The organism is Paenarthrobacter sp. TAF1 (assembly GCF_052113825.1).
GTDB classification, from domain to species: Bacteria; Actinomycetota; Actinomycetes; order Actinomycetales; family Micrococcaceae; genus Arthrobacter; species Arthrobacter nicotinovorans.
Genome location: NZ_JBFRDO010000001.1, coordinates 336,573 through 359,342, shown reverse-complemented (window position 1 = coordinate 359,342; position 22,770 = coordinate 336,573). Strand labels below are relative to the sequence as shown.

The 22,770-nt window shown below is 62.8% G+C and carries 25 protein-coding genes and 2 tRNA genes; 22 read left to right on the top strand and 5 right to left on the bottom strand.

Annotation, left to right across the window (positions count from 1 at the left end; genetic code table 11):
* Positions 1–2: 2 nt before the first annotated feature.
* From obgE to AB4Y81_RS01610, 8 genes are all read left to right on the top strand, one after another.
* Complete coding sequence (obgE, locus tag AB4Y81_RS01645; RefSeq protein ID WP_018777817.1) at positions 3–1,589, top strand: GTPase ObgE; 1,587 nt, start codon at positions 3–5, stop codon at positions 1,587–1,589.
* On the top strand, positions 1,579–2,760 hold the full coding sequence (proB, locus tag AB4Y81_RS01640) for a glutamate 5-kinase (protein ID WP_441994945.1): 1,182 nt from the start codon (positions 1,579–1,581) through the stop codon (positions 2,758–2,760). Before obgE ends, proB begins: the two co-directional genes overlap by 11 nt.
* Positions 2,757–4,121, top strand: a complete 1,365-nt coding sequence (locus AB4Y81_RS01635) for a glutamate-5-semialdehyde dehydrogenase (RefSeq protein WP_055976052.1) — start codon at positions 2,757–2,759, stop codon at positions 4,119–4,121. Before proB ends, AB4Y81_RS01635 begins: the two co-directional genes overlap by 4 nt.
* A gap of 82 nt (positions 4,122–4,203) precedes the next feature.
* A complete protein-coding gene (locus tag AB4Y81_RS01630; protein ID WP_018777814.1) occupies positions 4,204–4,443 on the top strand; it encodes a hypothetical protein in 240 nt (79 codons plus the stop codon).
* A gap of 1 nt (position 4,444) precedes the next feature.
* Complete coding sequence (gene nadD / locus AB4Y81_RS01625; protein WP_079582179.1) at positions 4,445–5,122, top strand: nicotinate-nucleotide adenylyltransferase; 678 nt, start codon at positions 4,445–4,447, stop codon at positions 5,120–5,122.
* 9 nt (positions 5,123–5,131) lie between these two features.
* Positions 5,132–6,352, top strand: coding sequence for a hypothetical protein (locus AB4Y81_RS01620; RefSeq protein WP_441994943.1), 1,221 nt, complete (start codon positions 5,132–5,134; stop codon positions 6,350–6,352).
* 56 nt (positions 6,353–6,408) lie between these two features.
* Positions 6,409–6,813, top strand: a complete 405-nt coding sequence (rsfS, locus tag AB4Y81_RS01615) for a ribosome silencing factor (protein WP_018777811.1) — start codon at positions 6,409–6,411, stop codon at positions 6,811–6,813.
* 116 nt (positions 6,814–6,929) lie between these two features.
* Positions 6,930–7,002, top strand: a tRNA-Ala gene (locus AB4Y81_RS01610).
* Positions 7,003–7,127: 125 nt separating this feature from the next.
* Here AB4Y81_RS01610 and AB4Y81_RS01605 read toward each other — a convergent pair.
* Entirely contained in the window at positions 7,128–7,727 is a 600-nt protein-coding gene (locus AB4Y81_RS01605; protein WP_413304733.1) for a ScbR family autoregulator-binding transcription factor, read from the bottom strand.
* A 360-nt stretch (positions 7,728–8,087) separates the two neighbouring features.
* Between AB4Y81_RS01605 and AB4Y81_RS01600 the strand changes: the two genes are divergently transcribed.
* Positions 8,088–8,160: transfer RNA gene (locus AB4Y81_RS01600), tRNA-Ala, on the top strand.
* 75 nt (positions 8,161–8,235) lie between these two features.
* Here AB4Y81_RS01600 and AB4Y81_RS01595 read toward each other — a convergent pair.
* A complete protein-coding gene (locus AB4Y81_RS01595; RefSeq protein WP_018777809.1) occupies positions 8,236–8,613 on the bottom strand; it encodes a cupin domain-containing protein in 378 nt (125 codons plus the stop codon).
* A 218-nt stretch (positions 8,614–8,831) separates the two neighbouring features.
* On the opposite strand from AB4Y81_RS01595, the gene AB4Y81_RS01590 reads away from it, so the two are divergent.
* The 5 genes from AB4Y81_RS01590 to AB4Y81_RS01570 all read left to right on the top strand — a co-directional run bounded on the left by AB4Y81_RS01590 (position 8,832) and on the right by AB4Y81_RS01570 (position 14,471).
* Positions 8,832–9,962, top strand: a complete 1,131-nt coding sequence (locus AB4Y81_RS01590) for a class I SAM-dependent methyltransferase (RefSeq protein ID WP_275779582.1) — start codon at positions 8,832–8,834, stop codon at positions 9,960–9,962.
* 221 nt (positions 9,963–10,183) lie between these two features.
* On the top strand, positions 10,184–11,383 hold the full coding sequence (locus tag AB4Y81_RS01585; RefSeq protein WP_018777807.1) for an ROK family transcriptional regulator: 1,200 nt from the start codon (positions 10,184–10,186) through the stop codon (positions 11,381–11,383).
* A gap of 33 nt (positions 11,384–11,416) precedes the next feature.
* Positions 11,417–12,787, top strand: a complete 1,371-nt coding sequence (locus AB4Y81_RS01580; protein WP_441994938.1) for an extracellular solute-binding protein — start codon at positions 11,417–11,419, stop codon at positions 12,785–12,787.
* Positions 12,784–13,653 (top strand): carbohydrate ABC transporter permease, encoded by an 870-nt coding sequence (locus AB4Y81_RS01575; RefSeq protein WP_416429698.1) that lies wholly within the window; start codon positions 12,784–12,786, stop codon positions 13,651–13,653. Before AB4Y81_RS01580 ends, AB4Y81_RS01575 begins: the two co-directional genes overlap by 4 nt.
* Complete coding sequence (locus tag AB4Y81_RS01570) at positions 13,650–14,471, top strand: carbohydrate ABC transporter permease (protein WP_055976036.1); 822 nt, start codon at positions 13,650–13,652, stop codon at positions 14,469–14,471. The genes AB4Y81_RS01575 and AB4Y81_RS01570 overlap by 4 nt, the downstream gene beginning before the upstream one ends.
* Positions 14,472–14,492: 21 nt before the next feature.
* Here AB4Y81_RS01570 and AB4Y81_RS01565 read toward each other — a convergent pair whose 3' ends face one another.
* Positions 14,493–14,696, bottom strand: coding sequence for a hypothetical protein (locus AB4Y81_RS01565; protein ID WP_227453649.1), 204 nt, complete (start codon positions 14,694–14,696; stop codon positions 14,493–14,495).
* Positions 14,697–14,845: 149 nt separating this feature from the next.
* On the opposite strand from AB4Y81_RS01565, the gene AB4Y81_RS01560 reads away from it, so the two are divergent.
* From AB4Y81_RS01560 to AB4Y81_RS01535, 6 genes are read left to right on the top strand one after another with little or no spacing between them, the layout of a single operon-like run.
* Positions 14,846–15,853, top strand: a complete 1,008-nt coding sequence (locus AB4Y81_RS01560; protein WP_018777802.1) for an AAA family ATPase — start codon at positions 14,846–14,848, stop codon at positions 15,851–15,853.
* A gap of 11 nt (positions 15,854–15,864) precedes the next feature.
* Entirely contained in the window at positions 15,865–16,797 is a 933-nt protein-coding gene (locus AB4Y81_RS01555) for a DUF58 domain-containing protein (protein WP_441994935.1), read from the top strand.
* Positions 16,787–17,248, top strand: a complete 462-nt coding sequence (locus AB4Y81_RS01550; RefSeq protein ID WP_441994933.1) for a hypothetical protein — start codon at positions 16,787–16,789, stop codon at positions 17,246–17,248. The genes AB4Y81_RS01555 and AB4Y81_RS01550 overlap by 11 nt, the downstream gene beginning before the upstream one ends.
* Positions 17,239–18,234, top strand: coding sequence for a vWA domain-containing protein (locus AB4Y81_RS01545; RefSeq protein WP_431229296.1), 996 nt, complete (start codon positions 17,239–17,241; stop codon positions 18,232–18,234). Before AB4Y81_RS01550 ends, AB4Y81_RS01545 begins: the two co-directional genes overlap by 10 nt.
* The gene (locus AB4Y81_RS01540) at positions 18,231–19,268 is read left to right on the top strand and encodes a vWA domain-containing protein (RefSeq protein ID WP_039241737.1); all 1,038 of its coding nucleotides are present in this window, start codon (positions 18,231–18,233) and stop codon (positions 19,266–19,268) included. The genes AB4Y81_RS01545 and AB4Y81_RS01540 overlap by 4 nt, the downstream gene beginning before the upstream one ends.
* A complete protein-coding gene (locus tag AB4Y81_RS01535; RefSeq protein ID WP_431229294.1) occupies positions 19,268–19,978 on the top strand; it encodes a hypothetical protein in 711 nt (236 codons plus the stop codon). Before AB4Y81_RS01540 ends, AB4Y81_RS01535 begins: the two co-directional genes overlap by 1 nt.
* Positions 19,979–20,070: 92 nt before the next feature.
* On the opposite strand, the gene AB4Y81_RS01530 is transcribed toward AB4Y81_RS01535, so the two are convergent.
* Together AB4Y81_RS01530 and AB4Y81_RS01525 are read right to left on the bottom strand one after the other, a co-directional pair.
* Positions 20,071–20,574 carry a DUF2004 domain-containing protein gene (locus AB4Y81_RS01530; RefSeq protein ID WP_079582192.1) on the bottom strand — a complete coding sequence of 168 codons (504 nt, stop codon included), beginning with the start codon at positions 20,572–20,574 and terminating at the stop codon, positions 20,071–20,073.
* A gap of 50 nt (positions 20,575–20,624) precedes the next feature.
* Entirely contained in the window at positions 20,625–21,590 is a 966-nt protein-coding gene (locus tag AB4Y81_RS01525) for a LysR family transcriptional regulator (protein WP_189075493.1), read from the bottom strand.
* 396 nt (positions 21,591–21,986) lie between these two features.
* On the opposite strand from AB4Y81_RS01525, the gene nrdH reads away from it, so the two are divergent.
* Together nrdH and nrdI are read left to right on the top strand one after the other, a co-directional pair.
* A complete protein-coding gene (nrdH, locus tag AB4Y81_RS01520; protein WP_011775022.1) occupies positions 21,987–22,229 on the top strand; it encodes a glutaredoxin-like protein NrdH in 243 nt (80 codons plus the stop codon).
* 63 nt (positions 22,230–22,292) lie between these two features.
* The gene (gene nrdI / locus AB4Y81_RS01515; RefSeq protein ID WP_018777794.1) at positions 22,293–22,763 is read left to right on the top strand and encodes a class Ib ribonucleoside-diphosphate reductase assembly flavoprotein NrdI; all 471 of its coding nucleotides are present in this window, start codon (positions 22,293–22,295) and stop codon (positions 22,761–22,763) included.
* The last annotated feature ends 7 nt before the right edge of the window (positions 22,764–22,770 follow it).

Below are 22,770 nucleotides of genomic sequence, written 5' to 3'. Positions count from 1 at the left end.
ACGTGGCGAGCTTTGTAGACCGGGTAGTCCTGCACGTATCCGGCGGAACCGGCGGCCACGGCTGTGTCTCCGTTAAGCGGGAAAAGTTCAAGCCGCTCGGCGGTCCCGACGGCGGCAACGGCGGCAACGGCGGCGACGTCATCCTCCGCGTGTCAGCCCAGACCACCACCTTGCTTGATTACCACCACGCACCCCACAGGCACGCCACCAATGGTGGCCCCGGCATGGGCGACTGGCGTGGAGGCAAGAACGGCGAGACCCTGATTCTTCCGGTCCCTGACGGCACCGTGGTCAAGACCAAGGACGGCGAAGTCCTGGCAGACCTGGTGGGCGAGGGTACTGAATACATTGCGGCCGCCGGCGGCCAGGGTGGCCTCGGCAACGCTTCCCTTTCTTCGCAAAAGCGACGCGCCCCGGGCTTTGCGCTCCTCGGCATCGAAGGCGAATCCAGTGACATCGTCCTGGAACTGAAGTCCATTGCCGATATTGCCTTGGTCGGCTTCCCCTCCGCGGGCAAGTCCAGTTTGATTGCTGCCATGTCCGCTGCCCGGCCGAAGATCGCCGACTACCCGTTCACCACCCTCATCCCCAACCTGGGCGTGGTCCAGGCAGGAGACGTCCGCTTCACCATTGCCGACGTTCCGGGCCTCATCGAAGGCGCCAGCGAGGGCAAGGGCCTTGGTCATAACTTCCTCCGCCACGTGGAGCGCTGTGCTGCCCTGGTCCACGTCCTTGACTGCGGAACCCTGGAATCGGACCGCGATCCGCTCTCCGACCTCGCCATCATTGAGGCCGAACTGGAGAAGTACGCCGTCGATATGAGCTATGCCGGCGTTGACGGTGAAGTTGTCCCGTTGAACGAGCGCCCCAAGCTGGTAGTCCTGAACAAGGTCGACCTTCCCGACGGCAAGGATATGGCCGAGTTCGTGCGTCCCGACCTGGAGGCGCGGGGCTACCGTGTCTTCGAAGTGTCGGCAACCAGCCACGAAGGCTTGCGCCAGCTCGGCTTTGCCATGGCGGAAATCGTCAAGGCTGCGCGCGACGCCGTCCAGGCTGCACCCCCCAAGGTGGCTCCGCCGGTCCTTCGCCCGCGCGCCGTCAACGAGTCCGGTTTCAAGATCCGTCGTGAAGAGAAGAACCTCGAGCCGCTGTTCCGCGTACTGGGCGAAAAGCCCGTGCGCTGGGTCAAGCAGACCGACTTCACGAACGAGGAAGCCATCGGCTACCTTGCAGACCGCCTCGCCAAGCTTGGTGTTGAGACGGAACTGTTCAAGGTTGGCGCCAAGCCCGGCGATACCGTCGTCATTGGCGAGGATGACGGCGTCGTCTTCGACTGGGAGCCCACCATGATGGCCGGTGCCGAACTTTTGGCAACTCCGCGAGGCACCGATATCCGTGTTGCTGACATCGGTGACCGTCCCACGCGTTCGCAGAAGCGCGAGGAGCAGATCGAGCGCCGCGAGGCCAAGGCTGCTGCGCGCGCCGAACTCGAAGCCGAGCGCAAGGCGGGCATCTGGACAGAGTCCGTCAGCGGGCGCCGCGCCCAGACGGTGAGGGAAAGCACCCTGGATTCCGGTGATGACGACTAGGACCATTGACGTTTCCGGGGACGCTGCCGGACTGGAGCGCCAGGGGATAGCCACCGCCAAACGGATCGTGGTCAAGGTGGGTTCATCCTCCCTGACCAGCATCAAGGGTGGCATCTCCGAGAAGTCCTTGACGCAACTCGTCAACGCACTCGCCGGAAAGCGAAATGTCGGAACCGAGATTATCCTCGTTTCTTCGGGCGCCATTGCGGCCGGGCTGGCACCGTTGGGCCTGGCAAAGCGGCCCAAGGATCTTGCCACCCAGCAGGCGGCAGCAAGTGTTGGCCAGGGTCTCCTGATGGCCCGCTACACGCAGGCGTTCAATGCACACGGGGTAACTGTGAGCCAGGTCCTGCTGACCGCCGATGACCTCATGCGCCGGACCCAGCACACCAATGCCTTCCGGGCCTTGGACCGGCTGCTGAATCTTGGCGTGGTGCCGGTGGTCAATGAGAACGACACCGTGGCAACCCATGAAATCCGTTTTGGCGACAACGACCGCTTGGCTGCCTTGGTGGCGCACTTGGTCCGCGCCGATGCGCTGGTGCTGCTGTCCGACGTCGACGCCGTTTATGACGGTCCGCCGTCCCAAGGCGCCCGGCGCATCCCGCTGGTGCGCGGACCCCAGGACCTGGAGGACGTCACCATCGGCAAGGCCGGCAAGGCCGGTGTCGGAACGGGCGGCATGATGACCAAGGTCGAGGCCGCGTCGATTGCCGCAAGTTCCGGGATACATGCTTTGGTCACCTCCACGGCCAATGCCGCAGCGGCACTGGCGGGGGAGGACGTGGGAACCTGGTTCGCCGTGAACGGCACCCGCAAACCCGTCCGCCTCTTGTGGCTCGCGCACCTGGCGACGGTGCAGGGACGTTTGGTGCTCGACGACGGCGCCGTCAAGGCTGTGCGCGACAGGCACCGCTCATTGCTTCCCGCCGGCATCTCGGAGGTCGGGGGCGAATTCGAAGCTGGTGATCCGGTGGAGATGGTGGCATTGGACGGAAGCATCGTGGCCCGTGGCTTGGTGAACTACTCGTCGGAGGAACTTCCCCGCATGCTGGGCCGCACTACCCAGGAGCTTGGTCAGTCGCTGGGACGGGGCTATGACCGCGAAGTTGTTCATGTTGACGATCTGGTGCTTCTGCGCGGGCCGCGCTCATCTAAACTGGGTGCATGACTGAAGCGCTGACCCCTGACGCCCCTGTGATTTCCGACGCTACCGGCACTGCCGGCACCGCGCCGGAGAACCCTGCGGCAGGACGCGTTCCATTGACTCCGGAGGAACTCGAAGCTGCTGTCCACGCCATTGCCGACCGTTCCCGGAAAGCAGCACGCCGTCTGGGACAGGCCAACCGTGCGTGGAAAGACCGTGCGCTTCGTGCAATCGGGGCAGCTTTGCTTGAGAACCGGAAGCATGTCCTTGAAGCCAATGCCAAGGATGTTGCCGTAGGCCGCGCCAACGGCACGTCTGCAGCTCTCCTGGACCGGCTCACTCTTACTCCGGAGCGCATCGACGGCCTGGTGGCCGCATTGGAGAACCTGGCCGGCTTGCCGGACCCCGTGGGCAACGTGGTCCGTGGGCAGACACTGCCTAACGGTCTGCGCCTGCGCCAGGTCAATGTGCCGATGGGTGTTGTTGCCGCCATCTACGAAGCGCGCCCCAACGTCACTGTGGATATTGCCGGCCTCGCCCTCAAGAGTGGCAACGCCGTGATCCTCCGCGGCGGTTCCGCTGCCGCGAACACCAACGAGGCCTTGGTCCGGATCCTGCGCGACGCCTTGGACTCGGTGGGACTTCCTGCTGATGCCGTGCAGACAGTTGACCAGTATGGCCGCGAAGGTGCCAATGTCCTGATGCGTGCCCGCGGGCGGGTGGACGTGCTCATTCCCCGGGGCGGACGCGAGCTTATCCAGACTGTCGTGACCAACTCCTCGGTGCCGGTTATCGAAACAGGTGAGGGCAATGTCCACATCTTCATTGATGAGTCGGCGGGTGAAGAGATGGCCGTGGAGATCCTCCTCAATGCCAAGACCCAACGTCCGAGTGTCTGCAATACCGTGGAGACACTCCTGGTGCATTCAGGGTCGACGGCCCTGCCCGCAGTAGCGGCCGCACTGCGCAAGGCAGGCGTGACACTTCACGTCGATGACAGGATCGCGGCTGCCCTGGGCAGCGCAGTTGAGACTGTTCCCGCGGACGACGACGACTGGGCCACTGAGTACATGGACCTCGACCTGGCTGTGGCCATGGTGGACAGCCTGGATGACGCGGTGAAGCACATCCGCAAGTGGACCACCGGGCACACAGAAGCCATCCTGACGAACAACCTCGCCAACGCGGAGAGGTTCATCGCCGAGATTGACTCGGCGGCCGTGATTGTCAACGCTTCAACACGGTTCACCGACGGCGGTGAGCTTGGGCTTGGTGCCGAGGTTGGTATCTCCACCCAGAAGCTCCACGCCCGAGGTCCCATGGGCCTCACCGAACTGACCACTACAAAGTGGATCGTGCAGGGTGAAGGCCAAGTCCGCAGCTAGCAACGCGGTAACATAGAACAGAAGTCCGGAACGGCGGGGAGTCCCGCCGTCGAAATCCTTTGAGAACCAACTAGGGGAGAAGATGCTGTTTCAGCAGATCGCCACGTCCATTGCCGCCGAGACAGAAGGCGGCCACGAGGAACTCGCCCCGCTGTGGGCCGAGCCGTGGGTCTTCGGCGTCTCGATGTTTGCCCTGCTGCTGGTTCTCATGTTCGTAACCCTGTCCTACACCAACCTGGGTAACCGCCACGAGGCAGTGGAGGAGCACGCTGACCCGCACCGCCAGCACCCGAACAAGCACACCCACGGCCAGGGCCACTAACATTATTGCCGCAACACCTCGCGGGGAGTCGGAGCGCAGGCTTCGGCTGGGCGTGATGGGTGGAACCTTCGACCCCATCCATCACGGCCACCTTGTGGCTGCAAGCGAAGTCGCAGCCAAGTTCGACCTCGACGAAGTTGTTTTCGTGCCCACCGGTCAACCGTGGCAGAAGTCGCACAAGCTGGTCAGTGAACCCGAACACAGGTACCTGATGACCGTTATCGCGACGGCATCAAACCCACGGTTTACTGTCAGCCGCGTTGACGTGGACCGGCCCGGCCCGACTTTCACCATCGATACCCTTCGGGATCTTCGGGCCCAGCGCCCCGACGCCGACCTCTTCTTCATCACCGGCGCGGATGCCCTGGCCCAGATCCTGTCCTGGAAAGACGTGGACGAGCTCTGGTCCTTGGCCCACTTTGTGGGGGTTACCCGCCCCGGACACGAGCTGAACGACCTCGGCCGGACTGACGACGTAAGCTTGCTCGAAGTCCCGGCCATGGCCATATCCTCCACGGATTGCCGTATCCGCGTGGGTGCAGGCAACCCGGTGTGGTACCTGGTCCCTGACGGTGTGGTGCAGTACATCGCAAAGTATGGACTGTATGCACCTGACGCTGTACCAGGAGAACTGTCGCCGGCACTGTCCGGATCAGACGACCAAGCACGTACTGAATGAGTTTGTAAAATGAGCAGCCAGGAACAGCGACCCATCCGCAGCAGGCGTGAGCTTCGCCGTGCCCGGGAACAGAACCCGGAAGTCCAGGCGGAGCCTACGGCCCCGCAGGAGACAGAGCCTGCTGACGGTGCAGAGCGCTCCAACGGACGCAACCGTCGCGCGGCGGATGCGCCTGTGGATGCGGTGGGTGCTGCGGCCCAGGAACGCTCGTCCCAGATCCGGGCGCGTGACCGCGCCGCACTGCGCACCATCAAGGAGCTCGCCGATAAGGAAGAGCAACTCTCAGGTGGCGGTCCGCCCACCCGGCGCCAGCTTCGGCTTCAGCAGCTTCAGGCAGAAGTTGCCACGTCCATGAACCCGGTTGTTCCCATGCCCGGCGCCAAGCCGAAGGCTGCGGACAAAGACGGGGAAAATCCGCCGACGCGGGATGAGCCACAAGCGTCCCCTCAGTCGAAAACACCGGCACCCGCCGGGTCTGGCGGTGTACCAGCGGCCGAATCAGAGATGTCCGTGGAACAGGCCCTTGCTGTTCGCGAACTGATTGCCGCGCAGGTCCAAAACCAGACTTCCAAGCTCGAACACATTGCCGAGCAGGATCCGCTTGCCGTTGATCCCGAGGTCCTGGCCCAGCAGATCGCCCTGGCCGAGCGCGCGGCCGTGCTGAACAAACGTGCCGCTGCCAAGCAAAAGCTGGCAGAGCAGAATCAGGCCGAACGGAACCAACCCGGGCAGAGCGGGCCTGGCCAGAACCAGCCCGGGCTGAACCATCCCGGGCAGGGCAAGGAGCCTTCTACATCGGCCGGTCCTTCGACGGCGAACAACCTCGCCATGGTGACTCCTTTGGAGTTCGTCAAGGTTCCCGGCGTCGAACGCCCGGTGATGAAGCGTCCCAGCACTACCTTTGTCCCGTTGGTCACCTCGTCCGGCCCCAAGCTTGATCCCGGACAGGCACCGGCGAAGGAACGTGCTCCGCGTGGGCGTGCGGGGGTTCTTGCCCGCGCCGAGGCGGTTGCCCGGTCATCCAGGAATAAGGCCACCTCCACGGCCGAAACAAGCGAAGAAACACAGCGGCCTCCTGTGTCTGCCAGTACCGCCTATGGACTGGATCCGCTGGATGCCAGTACTGCCGGCCTGGCCAGGGCCCAACGGAGCCGCTTGCTGCAATACGGCGTCCTGGCACTGGGCCTGGTTGCCCTGATCGTCGGCATCATCATGATTACCAGCGGATAGTTCCGCCCCAACGGCTCACGCCCTTTCCCGGCCACGCGCCATAACTAGGAGTTCCCTTGTCTGCACATGAACAATCCATCACCCTCGCCCGTCACGCTGCCCGTGCCGCGGCGGACAAGCTCGCAGAAGACATCGTCGCGCTGGATGTCAGCGAGCGTTTGGCGCTGACCGACGTCTTCCTGATCGCATCAGCTCCCACGGAGCGCCAGGTCAACGCAATCGTGGACGGGATCGAAGAGGAACTGCTGAAGCAGGACCTTCGGCCCGTGCGCCGCGAAGGCCGCTCCGAAGGCCGCTGGGTCCTCCTGGATTACGCCGACATTGTCATCCACGTCCAGCACGCGGAAGACCGCGTCTTCTATGCATTGGAGCGCCTCTGGAAGGACTGCCCCGTGGTAGATCTTGAACTCGGTGATGACGCTTCCGCCAAGGCTGCAACCTCGGAGGATTCCGAGGCCTAGGACGCTGCGGCAAGCGAATATGCCCGATTTGGAATTATCGGAAATGCTGTTCTAAGATATTTGAGTTGCTTCGGCGCGGATGGCTTCCAAAGCCAAGCGTGAAGCAGCAAGAATATGGGGCTGTGGCGCAGCTGGTAGCGCACCTGCATGGCATGCAGGGGGTCAGGGGTTCGAGTCCCCTCAGCTCCACCCTATGAGGCTCCGCTTCTCTTCCTGGATCATCCGGTGAGGGAGGCGGGGCCTTTTTCGTGTCCGGATTCCCGGCACGAAGCTGCCGACCCTGGGGTGGGCTGAAAGACCCGCCCGGTGCCGGGCTAGTCCGGTGAGCCCGGTCGGACGGGAGACAGGGCCGGCAGCATGAATTCCCACATTTGCTCTATGCGCTGCAGCACGTCGTCGCGTCCGGTCAGTACGTCGGAAACCAATTGGACGCCGGTGAAGGAGGCCACCAGGTACCGACCGAAGGCGGCGGCATCCAGGTCCGCGCGGACCGCGCCCTCAACCTTGGCCTGCCCCAAAAGGCCCTCTACCGTGGCGATCCAGTCCTCGTAAGGCCTGGACACATCTGCCTCGAACGCTGAAGCTTCAAAGGTAAGGCGTATACCGGCCCGGACGATCGGTTCGTCCAGGAGTTGCCGGCCAAACATCCTGCAGAGCGCGATGATCTTGTCCAATGCAGGTGCGCTGGTGCCCAGGATGTCAGAACCTGCTGCCAGGACCTTGGAATGTTGTTCTTCGATCACTGCAAGCGCCAGGTCCCGCTTGGACGTGAAGTGAAAGTACAGTGCCCCCTTTGTCACCTCGGCGTGCGCGATGATGTCAGCCAGGCTCGCCTTCGCATAACCGATCCCGGCGAAGACCGATGCCGCCCCTTCAATGACGGCCAGCCGGGTTTCCTGCGCGCGTTGCTGCATCCGTTGTGAGGACCTCTCATGGTGGGCTGGCGGCGGAAGTAGCAGCCGTCGGGATTTCACAACGCTATCACCGCGCAAGTGCGGAATGGCAGGGAAACCGACTGGACGGTTTTGTTTTCCGGCGCGGGGATCCTAGACTCCTTGGAGCACGTCATTTTGGGAGACTCGGCACGGCCCGTTTTTGGGGGGAGGTGCAGTGGTTCGTTCCACGCACCTCGGTCGTGCGGGTCTCCCGAAGGACGGGCGCCCGGCGTGATGCACCTCACCTTCCGGCGATTTCTCTTCCGCTGGGATTGTGGTTAGTATTGACGAGTTGCTTCGACGGGAAGAGAAATACTTCCTGATGAAGTCAGCAAATCCGGGGCTGTGGCGCAGCTGGTAGCGCACCTGCATGGCATGCAGGGGGTCAGGGGTTCGAGTCCCCTCAGCTCCACTCCGGTAGAAAGACCCCGCTCAATCGAGCGGGGTCTTTTGCTTTCGGTCTGAACCGCAGCTCCAGCCCGGACGCCTACTTGAGGGCTTCGGCAAATTCGGCTCCGCTGACGAACTCGATGCCCTGGAATGGCTGATCTCCTACCACCCGGGCGTTGTGCCCAGGAGGGATGGAGTAGGAAGATCCCGGGGAAATGCTGATCTTGCCGCCGTCGTTTGTTTCGACTTCCAAGGAACCGGAAACGCAGAACCCGACGTGGCTTAACTGGCACGAATCGGTGCCGGCGGCAGGCTTGATGCAGTCTGCCCACGTCCAGCCTGGTTCAAACGTCATACGGGCGATGGTGTAATCTCCCACAGTGACCAGGTCCACTACGGTTTTGTCCGCACGCCGGGTTTCGTCGGGAGAGTTGTGGGACTTTGCGTCCAGGTTCGTGACAACATTGACACTCATGGCTTCTCGCAAGGGAAAGGGGAGCCCAGTGACGGGTGGTCCCGGCGCCTGGCTCCTGGGGTCGCCGTGACGAATGCCGGCCACCTTCGGGGTCTTCTCACCGCGCGGAGGAGGACAGGTGTTTGCGTAGTGCCAGCTTAAGCTTCCTCCGAAGCACCCATAAAGTCGAGACGCCGGCAGCGGCCGGTTATTGAAGCAAAGAAAGCGGGAACCTCCTAGTGGCGGTATTGGATCTTGGGGCGCTCTTTGACTCATTGAGCAGGTTGCCGGACGTAGAGGCCGACAACTTGCAGGCCTACGACGCCACGGACAAGCTGCTCTTGGAAACCGCCGTCGAATACAGCTCTCCCGATACCAGGATTGCCGTCATCGGCGACCGGTATGGTGCGTTGACCCTCGGCGCTTTGGCGGGGCTCGGCGTCGAACATGTCCGCGTCCACCAGGACCTTTTCTCCGGGAGGCTGGCCCTAAGGCGCAATGCGCAGGGGACCGGTGCCGAGGGGAAATTCAGCCCGCTGGAGCTCGGCAGAGAACTGCTTGAGGATGCGGAGCTGGTGCTGCTGCAGTTGCCTAAAGCGCTGGCGGAGTTGGAGGAAATCGCCGACGCCGTTGCACGGTTTGCTGCCCCGGGTGCTGTTTTGCTCGCCGGTGGTCGCGTAAAGCACATGACAATCGGCATGAACAGTGTGCTGGAAAAGTATTTTGGCTCCGTCCAGCCACAGTTGGCCCGCCAAAAGTCCCGGGTCCTGGTGGCGCGGGACGCCAGGCCGGTCAATGCTGCCCCGCCCTTTCCTGTGGTTGAGCCCTTGCCCGAACTGGGAATCACCGTCAGTGCCCAAGGTGCAGTCTTTGCGGGGGCACGCCTTGATATTGGGACGCGCTATCTGCTGACATTCCTTGACCGCATGCCCCAGGCGCGGTGTGTGGTGGACCTGGGGTGCGGGACGGGTATCCTCGCCACCATGGTTGCCTCGCAGCAAAAGAAAGCACGGGTTATCGCCACCGACCAATCTGCCGCGGCCGCTGCCTCGGCAAGGGGCACCGCTATGGCAAACGGACTGGGGGAGCGGATCACCGTACTCCACGACGACGCCATGTCGTCGCTCCCCCCGGCCAGCGCCGATCTCATCTTGCTGAATCCTCCCTTCCACTTGGGCGCCAGCGTGCATGCCGGTGCCGCGATGCGGATGTTTGAAGCAGCCGCCCGCGTCCTGGCGCCGGGCGGGGAGTTGTGGACGGTGTACAACAGTCACCTGCGCTACCGGCCGACGCTTGAACGGCTGATCGGTCCCACCGTGGAAGAAGGCCGGAATCCAAAGTTCACGGTGACGCGCAGCAGGAAGCCTTGAGGGCTGTTCGTGACGTGTCAATGAACTGTGCTCGCATACAATGCAGTGTCATCGTTACCAACCCCTGACTTCCGAGCCAGCGTGTGCTCGTATCCGTGGGAGCAGTGGTGTCGTACGATGCACACAGAGACCAAATTCGACGAAGATTTTCCGAATGACTAGGGGCATCAGTGACTGAGATCCGGCAGCCGACACCGAGGCGCGGAACCAACCTACCCCGCATGGGGGACTTCAACCTGACCGTCATTCTGGAGGCGATCCGGCGGTCTTCAGGCGGACTCAGCCGTGTGGAACTGGCGCAGATCGTGGGGCTGTCGCCGCAAACGATTTCGAATATCTCCCGACGACTCCTTGACCAGCAGCTCATCGTCGAGGCAGGCAAAGAAGGGTCCGGTCCGGGAAAGCCGCGCACTATCCTGCGCCTCAACCCTGCGGGAATGTACGCCGTGGGAGTGCACCTGGACCCTGCAGTCATCACTTTCGTCGTTCTGGACCTGCTGGGCGATGTCGTCAAGCACTCCCGGATGGCTACTCCCGGTGGCGACCCCGCGGGGGTGATCACCAGCATCGCCGAACAGATCCAGTCACTCATCGAGGAATCGGGTGTCGACGCGTCAAAGATTGCCGGGCTGGGTGTTGCAGTTCCGGGTCCGATCGACCTCGACGAAGGTTCCGTGGTGGAGCCGCCACTGCTGACGCGTTGGAACAGGGTGCGGATCCGGGAAGCGTTGGCAGATGCCACGGGCCTGGAAACGCTGGTGGACAAGGACGTCACCAGTGCGGCGGTGGCCGAGACCTGGGCCGGCGGCGCGAGCGGCGCGGGAAGCTTCGTTTTCATGTACATGGGAACCGGCATCGGTTGCGGCATCGTCCTCAACGATGAGGTAGTGCGCGGGACCTCCGGCAACGCCGGCGAAATAGGCCACATCGTCGTTGACCCGGGAGGGCCGCAATGTGATTGCGGGCTTCAGGGTTGCGTCAAGTCATCCTGTATTCCGCAGGTGTTGGTGGCCGAAGCCGAAGCGGCAGGCGTCCTGGACGGTAACCGCCACGGGGCGGACGGTCCTGAAGTGCAGGAACGTTACGCGGAGTTGTGCGACAAGGCCGACGCCGGCGATGAACGCGCCATAGCGATTCTGGATAAGTCGGCAACGCTCGTGGCGCGGGCGGTCTCCGTGGTGACCAACACCCTGGACGTGGAGCGTGTGGTCTTCGGGGGGCCGTTCTGGGGCCGCATGTCACCTTATTTCCTGGATCGCGTTCCCAGCCTCCTGGACAAAAACAATGCCGCCCGCATGATCCACGGGCTCGAAGTCGTGGGTACCGGCGTAGGCGAAGACGTTGGTGCCATCGGTGCTGCTTGCCTCGTCCTGGAGCACATGCTTGCCCCCCGCGCCCAACGGCTTCTGCTGGAGGGCTGACCCAGCAGCGCACTTTTGACTGATTGGAGCACCATGCGCCCAGTGAAGACCATGCGATCCATGAAGATGGTGGCCGCAATTGCCGTAGCTGCCATTCTTGCCGGGGTGACGTCGTGTTCGTCCACGCCGGACGCAGCCGGGAAAACGACCCTGAAGATCGTGTACCAAAAAACCGATGCCTTCACAGCGCTCGATGCCGTGATGCAGGATGCCAAGAAGGAATTCGAGGCGGCCAATTCCGGCGTGATGGTTGACCTCCAGCCCATCCAGGCCAACGATGACGACTACGGGACGAAACTCGCCCTTGCGCAGCGGTCCCCGGACACAGCACCGGATGTCTTCTACGAAGACACCTTCAAAGTGCGCTCCGACGTCGACGCCGGCTACTTGCTCAAGTTGGACAGTTACCTTGGGAAATGGGAAGACTGGGCGAAATTCAGCGAAGCCGCGAAGGCGGCCGGCCGTGCAGACGACGGGGGAATCTACGCGGTGCCGCTGGGCACGGATACGCGTGCGATCTGGTACAACAAAGCCGTGCTGCAGAAGGCCGGGATTGCTGTTCCGTGGCAACCGGAAAGCTGGGACGACATTCTGGCGATGGCCCGGAAGGTCAAAGCCGCTGATTCCACAGTGATTCCCTTCACCATGTACGCCGGCAAGGGTACGGGCGAAGGCACAGTGATGCAGAGCTTCTATGAGCTCCTCTACGGGACCGGCAGCACCCTTTACGACGAGGACCAAAGGAAGTGGGTGGTCGGTTCCCAGGGTTTCACTGACTCCCTGGCGTTCCTGAAGACCCTCTACGACGAGAAACTCGCCGTCAGTCCCGCGGAAGCGCTGGATGCCAATGTCTGGAAGAAAGTCTTCGGGGAGTGGTTCCCGCAGGGCAAACTGGCGGCCACCGTGGAAGGTTCCTACGCGCCGTCGTTCTGGAAAAAAGGCGGCGCATACGAGTGGGCCGGCTATGAACAGGACATGGCTGTGGCCGCCTTCCCCACCCAGAAGGGCCAGGAACCAGGCAGCGTCAGCATGTCGGGCGGTTGGACCTTGGCTGTGGGTGCTGGGACCAAGAGCCCCGAGCTTTCCTTCCAGTTCCTCGCCACCGCGCTGAACAAGAAAAACGCCTTGGCGTACGACATCAATAACTCGCAGATTGCCGTTCGAACAGACGTGGCCGCTGAGGCGGGTTATCTTGCAGCGAATCCTTTCGTCAAGGACGTGTCCGCCTTGGTGGACGTGACGCGCTACAGGCCGGCGACTGCTGACTATCCGCGGATTTCCACCGCTGTCCAGGTCGCCACGGAGTCGGTCATCACAGGCAGGCAGAGTCCCCAGGAGGCCGCCGCGGAGTACGATGCCACTGTCCGCAAACTGGTAGGTGAGGACAAGGTCCTGCAGCGATGAAGATTCGCCGCCTCTCGCGGCTCCTGCCAGTAGCCCCGGCCATTCTGCTCCTCCTGGTTTTCCTGCTCGCTCCCGTGGCCTGGTCGTTCTACGCCTCCTTCACGGACGCTGCCCTGACCGGAAAAGCGGCAAGGGAGCCGCAATGGGTGGGCGCGGAGAACTACGTCCGGATGTTTACCGACGACGCCTTTCCCATGGCTATGTGGCTCACCGTCGTTTTCGTTGCTGCTTCGGCCGTGCTGGGCCAGAATCTCCTCGGCCTGCTGATCGCCCTGCTCATGACACGCTCACGCAAAACCGTGTCGGACTGGGTGGGCACAGCCGTGGTGGCTGCCTGGGTTCTCCCTGAAATCGTGGCTGCGTTCGCGGCATACGCGTACTTCAACCGCGACGGCACTTTGAACCAGATACTGGCTGCACTGGGAACCCACGGCTTGGATTGGCTGTATTCGTTCCCGCTGGTGGCCATCATCCTGGCCAACACCTGGCGCGGTACGGCCTTCTCCATGCTCGTGTACCGTGCAGCGCTGGGGAATGTTCCCCGGGATGTCTCCGAGGCCGCGCTCATGGATGGTGCCCGGGGATGGCAGCGGCTCACGTTCATCACCCTGCCGCTGATCAGGAACAGCATCGCCACCAATCTGATGTTGATCACCCTGCAGACACTGGCCGTGTTTACCCTCATCTGGGTAATGACAGCGGGGGGACCCGCCAACGCCAGCACAACGTTGCCTGTTCTCGCCTACCAGGAAGCATTCAAGTTCGGGGACATCGGTTACGGCACAGCGGTAGCATCGGTCCTCATCCTGCTGGGAATGGTCTTTGGTGCGGTGTACGTATGGCTGCTGCGGGAGCGGCGCGCATGAAGGGCTCCAGGGCCAGGCTTGGTGCCGACGTCGCTTTGCTGGTGATTGGCCTGTGCTTTGCGGCGCCGCTGCTGTGGCTGGTGCTGGCCGCCGTCGACCCTCAAGCGGGGTACCAGACCAAGGTGCCATCGGCGCCGTCGATGATTAACTTCAGCGCCGTCCTGACACCGGAGCTCTTGGGCCGTCCGCTGCTCAACAGCTTCGTCTTATCGGCCGGTACTGCCCTGGTGAACGTACTTGCAGCCGTCTTGGCCGCCTACCCGCTGTCCAGATACCAGTCCCGGTTCAACAAGCCCTTCATGTACACGGTGCTGTTCGGCACTTCACTGCCAGTGACCGCCATCATGGTCCCGGTCTACGGCTTGTTCGTTCAATTGCAGCTCCTGGACTCCATGGCTGCGACCATCTTCTTCATGGCCACCACCACGTTGCCCATGGCGATCTGGATGGCCAAGAACTTCATGGACTCGGTTCCCCTGGAATTGGAAGAGGCGGCGTGGATGGACGGGGCATCGAACCTGACGACGTTACGGACCATCGTTCTGCCACTCATGGGACAGGGGCTTGGAGTGGTGTTCATCTTTGTGTTCATCCAGGCGTGGGGGAACTTCTTCGTCCCCTTCATCCTGCTGCTGTCCACGGGAAAGCAACCGGCGGCCGTGTCCATCTTCAGCTTCTTCGGCCAGCATGGCGCCATCGCCTACGGCCAGCTGGCTGCGTTCTCCATCCTCTATTCCGTCCCGGTGTTGGTTCTTTACGCGGTGGTATCACGGGGCATGGGGAACTCGTTTGCGATGTCCGGGGCCATGAAGGGCTGACCCGCGGGTAACTGCGACGGTTCAGTCGATGTCTTCGATGATCTCGCCGAAGGGAATTGACTCGTCCACGTGAGCCTGGTGCCCAGTAGGTCCCCGGTTGAAGGTGATGCGGACACCGTGCCGCTGGTCGGCTGCTGACTGGAGGAGAACGGGACGTACGGCATCGATGACGTGCTGGTCCTGCGATGCCAGATAATTCTGATAGGCGGCTGGTAGCTGATGCATGGCAAAAGGATAGACCTCCGGCGCCCCCATGGGGAGGGGTACCCATTGCGGCCTCGACCGGGGGCCGTTTGGATAGAGTGGCCGATGCAGGCGGAAAGACAAAGCCCACCGCTTGCGGCACGACTCATAACGCCAGCGAGGGGACCCCAGTGCACCAGACCACAGCCACGGCCGGAATCGATGCACCGGACATGGCACGCGCCCAGCAACTAGTGGGCAGCATAGTCCGGAGCTTCGAAAACAAGGTAGTGGGCCAAACCCGGCTGCGGGAGACCTTGGTGATCGGCTTGCTCACCGGCGGGCATGTGCTGTTGGAGAGCGTTCCCGGACTGGCCAAGACCACGGCAGCCCAGGCCATCGCGGAATCGGTCAGTGCCGACTTCCGCCGGATCCAGTGCACCCCGGACCTGCTTCCCAGCGACATCGCGGGAACCCAGATTTTCGACGCCGCCAAGGGCACCTTCGTCACGCAGCTGGGGCCGGTCCACGCCAACATCGTCCTGCTGGATGAGATCAACCGATCCAGCGCGAAAACCCAAAGTGCCATGCTCGAGGCCATGCAGGAACGGCAGACCTCGATCGGCGGGGAATCCTATCCGCTGCCGCAGCCGTTCCTGGTGCTCGCTACGCAAAACCCGATTGAGCAGGAGGGCACCTACCGCCTTCCCGAAGCGCAGATGGACAGGTTCATGCTCAAGGATGTCCTGGACTATCCCAGCCCTGCCGAAGAAGCCGAGGTCATCCGCCGGATCGACGCCGGCGTGTTCAGTGCCGGGCAGAAACCGCCGGCGGCCGCGTCCCTCGATGCGGTGGTTCAGGTCCAGGAACTCGTGCGTCGGGTCTACATCGACCCGGCCATCGTCCGGTACATCGTTGGTCTGGCCTATGTCACCCGCAACGCGTCACAGTACCTGGAACCCCACCTTGCCAACCTCGTGGAGTTCGGGGCCAGCCCGCGGGCCAGTATCGCCTTCAGCCAGGCGGCACGGGCCTTGGCCCTGCTCAACGGACGCGATCACGTCATCCCCGAGGACGTGAAGAACCTCGCCCACCGCGTCCTGCGCCACCGCATCATCCTCGGCTTCGACGCCGTCGTGGAGGGCGTTGCCGTGGAGACCGTCATCGATGCCGTCCTGGCGTCCGTCCAGACGCCGTAACGGGGCGGCAGGTGCCCAGCCTCCTCAGACGCGTTAAGTCGAAGATGTTCATCTTCGCCCACCGCAGGACCCTCACCCTGCTCGACGGCGAGTACGGTTCGGTTTTCAAAGGCCGAAGCCTGGATTTCGATGAGCTGCGCACCTACGTCCCCGGCGACGAAGTCAGGGACATTGACTGGAAAGCCACAGCACGGCATGGCTCGCCCCTCGTCAAGCGCTACGTGGCCATTCGACGCCACTCAGTGCTGTTGCTGGTGGACACCGGCAGGAACATGGCAGCAGAAGCTCTTTCCGGGGAAAACAAAAAGGACATCGCTGTTCATGCGGCGGGAGTCATTGGGTACCTCGCCTGCCGTCACGGCGACGACGTAGGCCTCGTGCACGGACATGCGGGCGGCTCCCGGTACAGGCCTCCCAAAAGCGGCGAGGAACATCTGGAGAGGCTGCTGCGGGAGATCGACTCAAGCATCAGTCCGGACGCCCGTCCCAGTGACATAGCAGAGCAGATGGACTACGTCCTGCGGTTCATCAAAGGACGGATGCTGGTGGTGGTTGTTGCCGATGAGGTTCTGCCTGATGCCCGTACCGCGGACCTGATGCGCAGGCTACGGGCACGGCATGAACTTCTTTGGCTCACGGTCCGCGACGCCGATCTCGCACCAGGGCCGGACGCGCCGGGTCAAGAGGACAGTAGGGACATCGGTACCGGCTCCGGCATACCGCTCCCGCTTGCCGCAGACCGGGCAGTACGGGCCGCTTACAAGCGGGCGATGACCCAGCGTGCGGACCAGCGCAGGGACCTTTTCCGCCGCTTGGGTATCGCCGAACAACAAACCACCGGCAGCGATGACGTCGTAACGACGGTCTTCGCCCTTCTGGAAAAGCACCGCCAGGGAGCACTCGCTTCCCGGGGCGGGCTGGAAAGGGGTCAGGGTGCCGGCTGAAACCACGTTCTACGCACCATTTCAATACCAGGCCCAGTGGATGTGGCTGGGGATCCTCCTCCTTGTGCTGGTCGCAGGATGGTACGGATGGCTTTTCCGGCCACAACGGGCACCCGGGCCCGCCGGGCAGACGGGTGGACAACCGGACCTGGAAGCACTGCGGTCATCCTGCCTGGACGCGATAGAGGCAACCGCAAGGGATGCCGACGCCGGGCGGGTGCCGGTGCGCGACGCCCACCAGAGGCTCAGCTTCCTCGTGAGGGAGTTCGCTGGAGCTGCCACAGCACTTCCCGTCACCTCAATGACCCTGGCTGAGTTGCGCCGTCAGGGCTTGCATGGCCTGGCCGACGGGATCGCGGAAATCTATCCCAGTGAATTTTCGGCCCAGCCGATTCAATCAGTAAGCCACTCTGCCGATATTGCCCGCCAGGTGGTTCAGGCATGGAACTGACCTACTGGTGGATTCTGCCGCTGGCAGCCGCAGCGGTGGCGGTCAGTACCCTGCTGTACCTCCGGCGCCGGCGGCCAGTGCTGACCCGGGCTATTGCCCATGGCGACCGGCTCACCGACCTGCCCGAATACCAGCGTGCCCTTCGCCGCTACCGGGCCCGGCTGGTCCTCGCCGCACTGCTGGCAGGCCTGTTCCTGGCAGCAGCGGCGATCACTGCCGCCCGCCCGGCCCTGCGCTCCACCGAACAACCGGAGATCCGCAACAGGGACATCGTCCTGTGTCTGGATGTCTCCGGATCAATGACCAGCACCGATGCGGCCTTGGCAGCTGTGTTCAAGGACCTCGCCAAGGAGTTCGACGGGGAGAGGATCGGCATGGTCATCTTCGACAGCAGCAGTGTCCAGTTGTTTCCCCTCACCGATGATTACGACTATGCCGAGGAACAGCTCACCCAAGCCGAAAAAGCCTTGGCGGACGGTGCGGGCTCGTTCTTCGACGGCACCTGGAACGGGGAAGGCTCATCACTCATCGGTGATGGACTCGCCTCCTGTGTCCAGAGCTTCCCGGACACAGCCAGCAATGGCGTCACCGCGGAGGACACCAAGCGCTCGCGGTCCGTGGTGCTAGCCACCGATAACTTTGTTTCCGGTGCGTCGATCTTCTCCCTGTCCGAAGCGGGCGCCTTGGCCGCCGGCAAGAACGTGAAGGTTCACGCCCTCAATCCCAGCGACATGGACTACGGGGATGATTCCGGACAACCTGGTGCGCAGCTCAAGGCGACCGCGGAGGCGACAGGCGGCACCTATTCCACCCTGGACAGCCCAGATGCCGTGCCGCGTATCGTCCGCCAGGTCCAGGAGACCGAGGCCACCGCCTACTTGTCGGCCCCGCGCTCCGTTGTTGCCGATGCACCCGCCTGGCCCCTGGGCGTCGCGCTGTTGGCCGGGCTGGGAATGCTGGTACTGGGAAGGAGGCTCGATCGATGATGAACAACGCCCTGACCTTGGCCCCGATCCTGCCCTGGCCTGTCCTCGCAGCCCTGGGCCTGGGCGCCATCGCGTTCACTGTCTGGACGGCCTTCCCCCTTATCAGGCACAACGGCGGCAGCCCGGTGCAAAGCCGGTCACGGCGCGCCGTGCGCCAGGCGGTGATCCGGTGCGTCGTCGTCGTGCTCCTCCTGCTTGCCGCCCTGCGGCCGGGCTGGGCCGGCGGGCAGGCCAACACCACGTCCGCGGACCTGGACGTCTTCTTTGTCGTGGACAGCAGCACCAGCATGGCAGCCGAAGACTACAACGGAACCGGCACCCGGCTGGCGGGAGTCCGGCAGGACGTCATGGCGATCGCAGAGGAGCTCGCCGGAGCCAAATTCTCCCTGATCACCTTCGATGACAAAGCCACCGTCCGCATGCCGTTGTCCCAGGATGCCAGTGCACTGCAAACCAGCATGGCTACGCTCCAGCCCCAGAATCCCCGCTACGCCAAGGGCAGCAGCGTGAGCGGAGCCGGTCAACTCCTCAAGGAAAGGCTCGCCGCCGCGCAGGAACAGCACCCGGGGCGGCCAGCCCTGGTCTTCTATGCAGGCGACGGCGAGAACACCAGTAATACGGCTCCGTCGCCCATGGATGGAGCCAACGTGGCCGGGGGAGCAGTCCTTGGATACGGGACTGCCGCCGGAGGGCGCATGAAGGACTCCTCAAAGAGCGCCCCCACCTACGTGAAGGATCGAAGCTCCGGCGGAGGCCAGGACGCGATCTCGACAATCGACGAAACGCAGCTGCGCACCATCGCAGGTCAACTCAATGTCCCCTACACCCACCGGACCGGCACCGGACCCGTATCCGACATGCTCGAAAAAGCGCAGCCCGGAGCCGTCTCCGCGGGTGACTCGGATGTGCCGGGCAGGATCGAGCTCTACTGGCTGCTCGCACTGGCGGCTTTCGTCCTGGCCCTCCCGGAACCATTCAGGCACCTGGGCGCGCTTCGGGCGGCCCGGAGTCCGCAGTCGAAAGAGCAAAGCTGATGACCGCCATGAATCCACGACGACGAAACCGTCGCCTCGCGCTCTGGTCGGCTCCTGTTGCCCTCCTGGCGCTCGCAGCCGCTGCGAAACTCCTGAGTGTGGGCATATTGGGTGGCGCGGCGGAAAGCTCCTTCACGGCAGGAAAGCAGGGCGAGGTGGCGCAGGCGGCATCCTGGCTTGGGGTGGCCAACGTGCTTGAACCCCATAAGGCCCCGTTCGCTTCCGGAGATGCAAAGGTCCTGGCCGGCGACTTTGCTGCTGCACGGGCGGACTTCGAGGCTGCGTTGAGGGCCGGCGTTGGAGTGGACGAGTGCAGGATCCGCGTGAACCTCGTGCTGAGTGTGGAGAAGCTTGCGGATTCGGCACCTGATCCGCAGGCCAAGGACAGGCTTGTCCGCGAAGCCTTGGCGGTGATCGAGGCAGCGCCCGCCCAATGCCAGCAGCCAGGACCTGCGAATGCGGCGGGGGAGGGGGACGCCCTTGCGGCAGCCAAGGACCGGCTTAACGGACAGAAGGACCGAGGCGACGAGTCCAAGGACAACGCCACGCAACCGTCCACGCCGCAACCGTCGACGCCGCCGCAGGAGAAGCAACTCCAGCAGCTCGAAGAGAGTGCCCGGAAGGCCCAACTCGAGCGGGGCGAGGGCCAGGAGCGTGACGAGTATCTGCGCGGACCCGACGACAGTACCGGTGTGGAGAAGCCCTGGTGACCGATCCGGCGTCGAGGATTCACCATCCGCAGGACCGGTGTCGTCAAACTGCCATCGGCTCCTACCCGCCGTCGGGCGTCAAACGCCTCGTGCTACTCCCACAAAATCTCGTCATCCACCACGCCGTCTTCGTCCGCGGCGGCCACCAGCAGTTCGTCCGTGAAATGCGAGCCGAGGGTGAAATCGAGGACGAAATAGCGCTCGGGCTGTCCGGGATAGATGGCCACATGGCCGAGCTTGAGGGCTTTGAGGAAGACGTCATTGGTGAGCTGGCCCTTGTCGCGGACACCAAAGACTGACTCGAGCTGTTCCTCTTTGAGCTGGGAACAGTGGAAATGGAGGAACTGCTGGGGGTTGGTACCGTCCTGGTCAAGTTCGTCGGCGATCATCTCGCGCACCTGGTCCACCAGTTCGGGCAGGAAACGCAAACGGTAGTCCACCTTGCGCAGGGCCGCCTCGTCGAAGTGGTCATGCGCGGTGACATTCAGGTCCAGTTCCAGCTGGTTGCCGCCGAGCTCATGTCTGGCGACGAAGCAATGGTCGCGCCCGTGATTGAGCTCTATCTCCCCAAAATGTTTGCTCGCTACCTTGCCCATGTGATCAATCTAACCCCTACATCCAGTGCGTTCCAGCACTTGGGGATATTTCACGTGCGCCGTTGCGGACCCTTGACAGGAGTGGTTTTCAGGGGGTGGAGACCGCTCTTGCCTGCCGTGCCACGGAGGGTATCAGCCAGTAGCTGGGTGAAGAGTTGGACCTGGGCAGTCCGCTTTTCGTTGATCAACAAGGCGAAGACGTTTCGTGCCAGCCGGATGTCCGGAACATCAAGAACCACGACGCCGGCCGGCCGGTTCCGCAGTGCCAGTTCCGGTACCAGCGAGGCACCAAGCCCCGCCGCGGTCATTTCAAGGCTCGCGTGGAAGTCGTCGCTGTAGGCCACCACCCGGGGATGCAGGTTGCAGCTGGCGAACAGGCGCTCAATGACCAATGCATCGCTGGTGCCGGGGTGGTGGACGATCCACGGCATGTCGGAGAGGTGGGCGGCTTCGATCTCTGCATCCTCGCGGATTTTCCAGGAGGCCGGCAGGACCACGCGGAAGTCGTCGTCGCCGATCCACTGCCGTTCGAGCGAATGCGGCCACGCCAAACCGGACTGTCCCACCTGGTACACGAGGGCCACGTCGAGCTCGCCACCGCTGCGGAGTCCCTGGATGGTTTGCGCCGGTTCGGCCACGGACACTTTGAGTTCGATGCCCAGCCCGTTCCATCTTTCATTCCTGAGGATGTCCGGCAAGACGTAGGTTGCCAGGCTGGGGAAGATGCCCAGGCGCAGTTCCTGGGCGGGGGAGTCGGTGGTCCGGGACGCTGCAGCCATGAGGGCTTCCACGTCTGTCAGCACCTTCGAGGCGTGCCGCGTCATGGTCACTGCGGCTTCCGTCGGCACCACGCTTCGTGCTGAGCGCTGGAAGAGCTCGACGCCGGTATCGCGTTCCAGCGCAGCCATCTGTTGGGAGACTGCCGAGGCTGTGTAGCCCAGTTGGGCGGCGGCGGCGGCGAAGGAACCCAGCCGGGTTACCTCCATCAGCGTCCGGAGGTGGAGAAGGTTGACCATCAGCAGATTTTAGCTGTTCGCCGCGCCACATTTTCAAAGTGTCACGACACGCCGGACGGGGGCGACACGCTGAAGATTAAATGTGGCTAAGTAGTCCACAGGGTGTGGATGACATCTCTCAGTTTGGCGGAATTGCGGACATTTTGAACCCCTTGCCCTGTGGACGAGCGGTGGATTGAATGACATACTTGTAATACATCATCTTGGGGTTCCGGCGAGGCGCTTGCACTACATGTAGTATCGATTTACGGATTGAGCGGGAAACCAGCACAAGACTAAATAAGAGCGTGTTGGCTGTCACGGCAGCCTGCGGGCCGGTATCGGATTCAGTAGTTAGTTCCGGTTGAGCCCGCCAGATACGAAGAGAATCAGACTTCAACTTAGGGGACAGGGATCATGACCGTAACGGTTTACACGAAGCCGGCCTGTGTTCAGTGCAACGCAACCTACCGGGCACTCGACAAGAAGGGCATCGCCTACCAGAGTGTCGATATCTCCCAGGACGCCGAGGCCCTTGAACGCCTCAAGGCACTGGGTTACATGCAGGCCCCGGTTGTCGTAACCGAGCAGGACCACTGGTCCGGATTCCGCCCGGACAAGATCGAGGAACTGGCCCAGGCCGTTTCCTCCGTGGCCTAAGTTTCCATTCAAACTTCGCCACCACGCCACACCAAGAATTCCTATGTAGTTGAGGTGACTCCCATGGCACCGCTGGCCGCGGCTACCGCACGCAGAGCTGTGGAAGCTGTCACCACGAGGAGTCACCTCATCTACTTTTCCTCAACCTCCGAGAACACCAAACGATTCGTCCAAAAACTGGGCAGGGACGCAGCCCGCATCCCGCTTTATGCCCAGGACGCTCCGCTTCAGGCGCTGGAGCCCTTCGTCCTGGTACTTCCGACGTATGGAGGTACCAACGGTGAAGGTTCCGTACCGAAGCAGGTCATCAGGTTTCTGAACGATCCCCGGAACAGGGAACTGATCCGCGGTGTTATCGGAGCAGGGAACACCAATTTCGCGGACAACTACTGCGCAGCCGGAGACATCATCTCCGTGAAATGCAAAGTGCCGCATCTTTACAAATTTGAACTCATGGGGACGCCGGAAGACGTCCAACGGGTCAACGAAGGGCTGGAAAAGTTTTGGACACAACTGTCGCAGAAACAGAAGTAACCGGGGG

Excerpts from the sequence above, each read along its gene's own strand:
- proB (WP_441994945.1), top strand. The coding sequence starts at position 1,579 with ATGACGACTAGGACCATTGACGTTTCCGGGGACGCTGCCGGACTGGAG.
- AB4Y81_RS01635 (WP_055976052.1), top strand. The coding sequence starts at position 2,757 with ATGACTGAAGCGCTGACCCCTGACGCCCCTGTGATTTCCGACGCTACC.
- AB4Y81_RS01630 (WP_018777814.1), top strand. The coding sequence starts at position 4,204 with ATGCTGTTTCAGCAGATCGCCACGTCCATTGCCGCCGAGACAGAAGGC.
- AB4Y81_RS01620 (WP_441994943.1), top strand. The coding sequence starts at position 5,132 with ATGAGCAGCCAGGAACAGCGACCCATCCGCAGCAGGCGTGAGCTTCGC.
- AB4Y81_RS01605 (WP_413304733.1), bottom strand. The coding sequence starts at position 7,727 with ATGCAGCAACGCGCGCAGGAAACCCGGCTGGCCGTCATTGAAGGGGCG.
- AB4Y81_RS01595 (WP_018777809.1), bottom strand. The coding sequence starts at position 8,613 with ATGAGTGTCAATGTTGTCACGAACCTGGACGCAAAGTCCCACAACTCT.
- AB4Y81_RS01585 (WP_018777807.1), top strand. The coding sequence starts at position 10,184 with ATGGGGGACTTCAACCTGACCGTCATTCTGGAGGCGATCCGGCGGTCT.
- AB4Y81_RS01580 (WP_441994938.1), top strand. The coding sequence starts at position 11,417 with ATGCGCCCAGTGAAGACCATGCGATCCATGAAGATGGTGGCCGCAATT.
- AB4Y81_RS01575 (WP_416429698.1), top strand. The coding sequence starts at position 12,784 with ATGAAGATTCGCCGCCTCTCGCGGCTCCTGCCAGTAGCCCCGGCCATT.
- AB4Y81_RS01570 (WP_055976036.1), top strand. The coding sequence starts at position 13,650 with ATGAAGGGCTCCAGGGCCAGGCTTGGTGCCGACGTCGCTTTGCTGGTG.
- AB4Y81_RS01565 (WP_227453649.1), bottom strand. The coding sequence starts at position 14,696 with ATGCATCAGCTACCAGCCGCCTATCAGAATTATCTGGCATCGCAGGAC.
- AB4Y81_RS01545 (WP_431229296.1), top strand. The coding sequence starts at position 17,239 with ATGGAACTGACCTACTGGTGGATTCTGCCGCTGGCAGCCGCAGCGGTG.
- AB4Y81_RS01540 (WP_039241737.1), top strand. The coding sequence starts at position 18,231 with ATGATGAACAACGCCCTGACCTTGGCCCCGATCCTGCCCTGGCCTGTC.
- AB4Y81_RS01535 (WP_431229294.1), top strand. The coding sequence starts at position 19,268 with ATGACCGCCATGAATCCACGACGACGAAACCGTCGCCTCGCGCTCTGG.
- AB4Y81_RS01530 (WP_079582192.1), bottom strand. The coding sequence starts at position 20,574 with ATGGGCAAGGTAGCGAGCAAACATTTTGGGGAGATAGAGCTCAATCAC.
- AB4Y81_RS01525 (WP_189075493.1), bottom strand. The coding sequence starts at position 21,590 with ATGGTCAACCTTCTCCACCTCCGGACGCTGATGGAGGTAACCCGGCTG.
- nrdH (WP_011775022.1), top strand. The coding sequence starts at position 21,987 with ATGACCGTAACGGTTTACACGAAGCCGGCCTGTGTTCAGTGCAACGCA.
- nrdI (WP_018777794.1), top strand. The coding sequence starts at position 22,293 with ATGGCACCGCTGGCCGCGGCTACCGCACGCAGAGCTGTGGAAGCTGTC.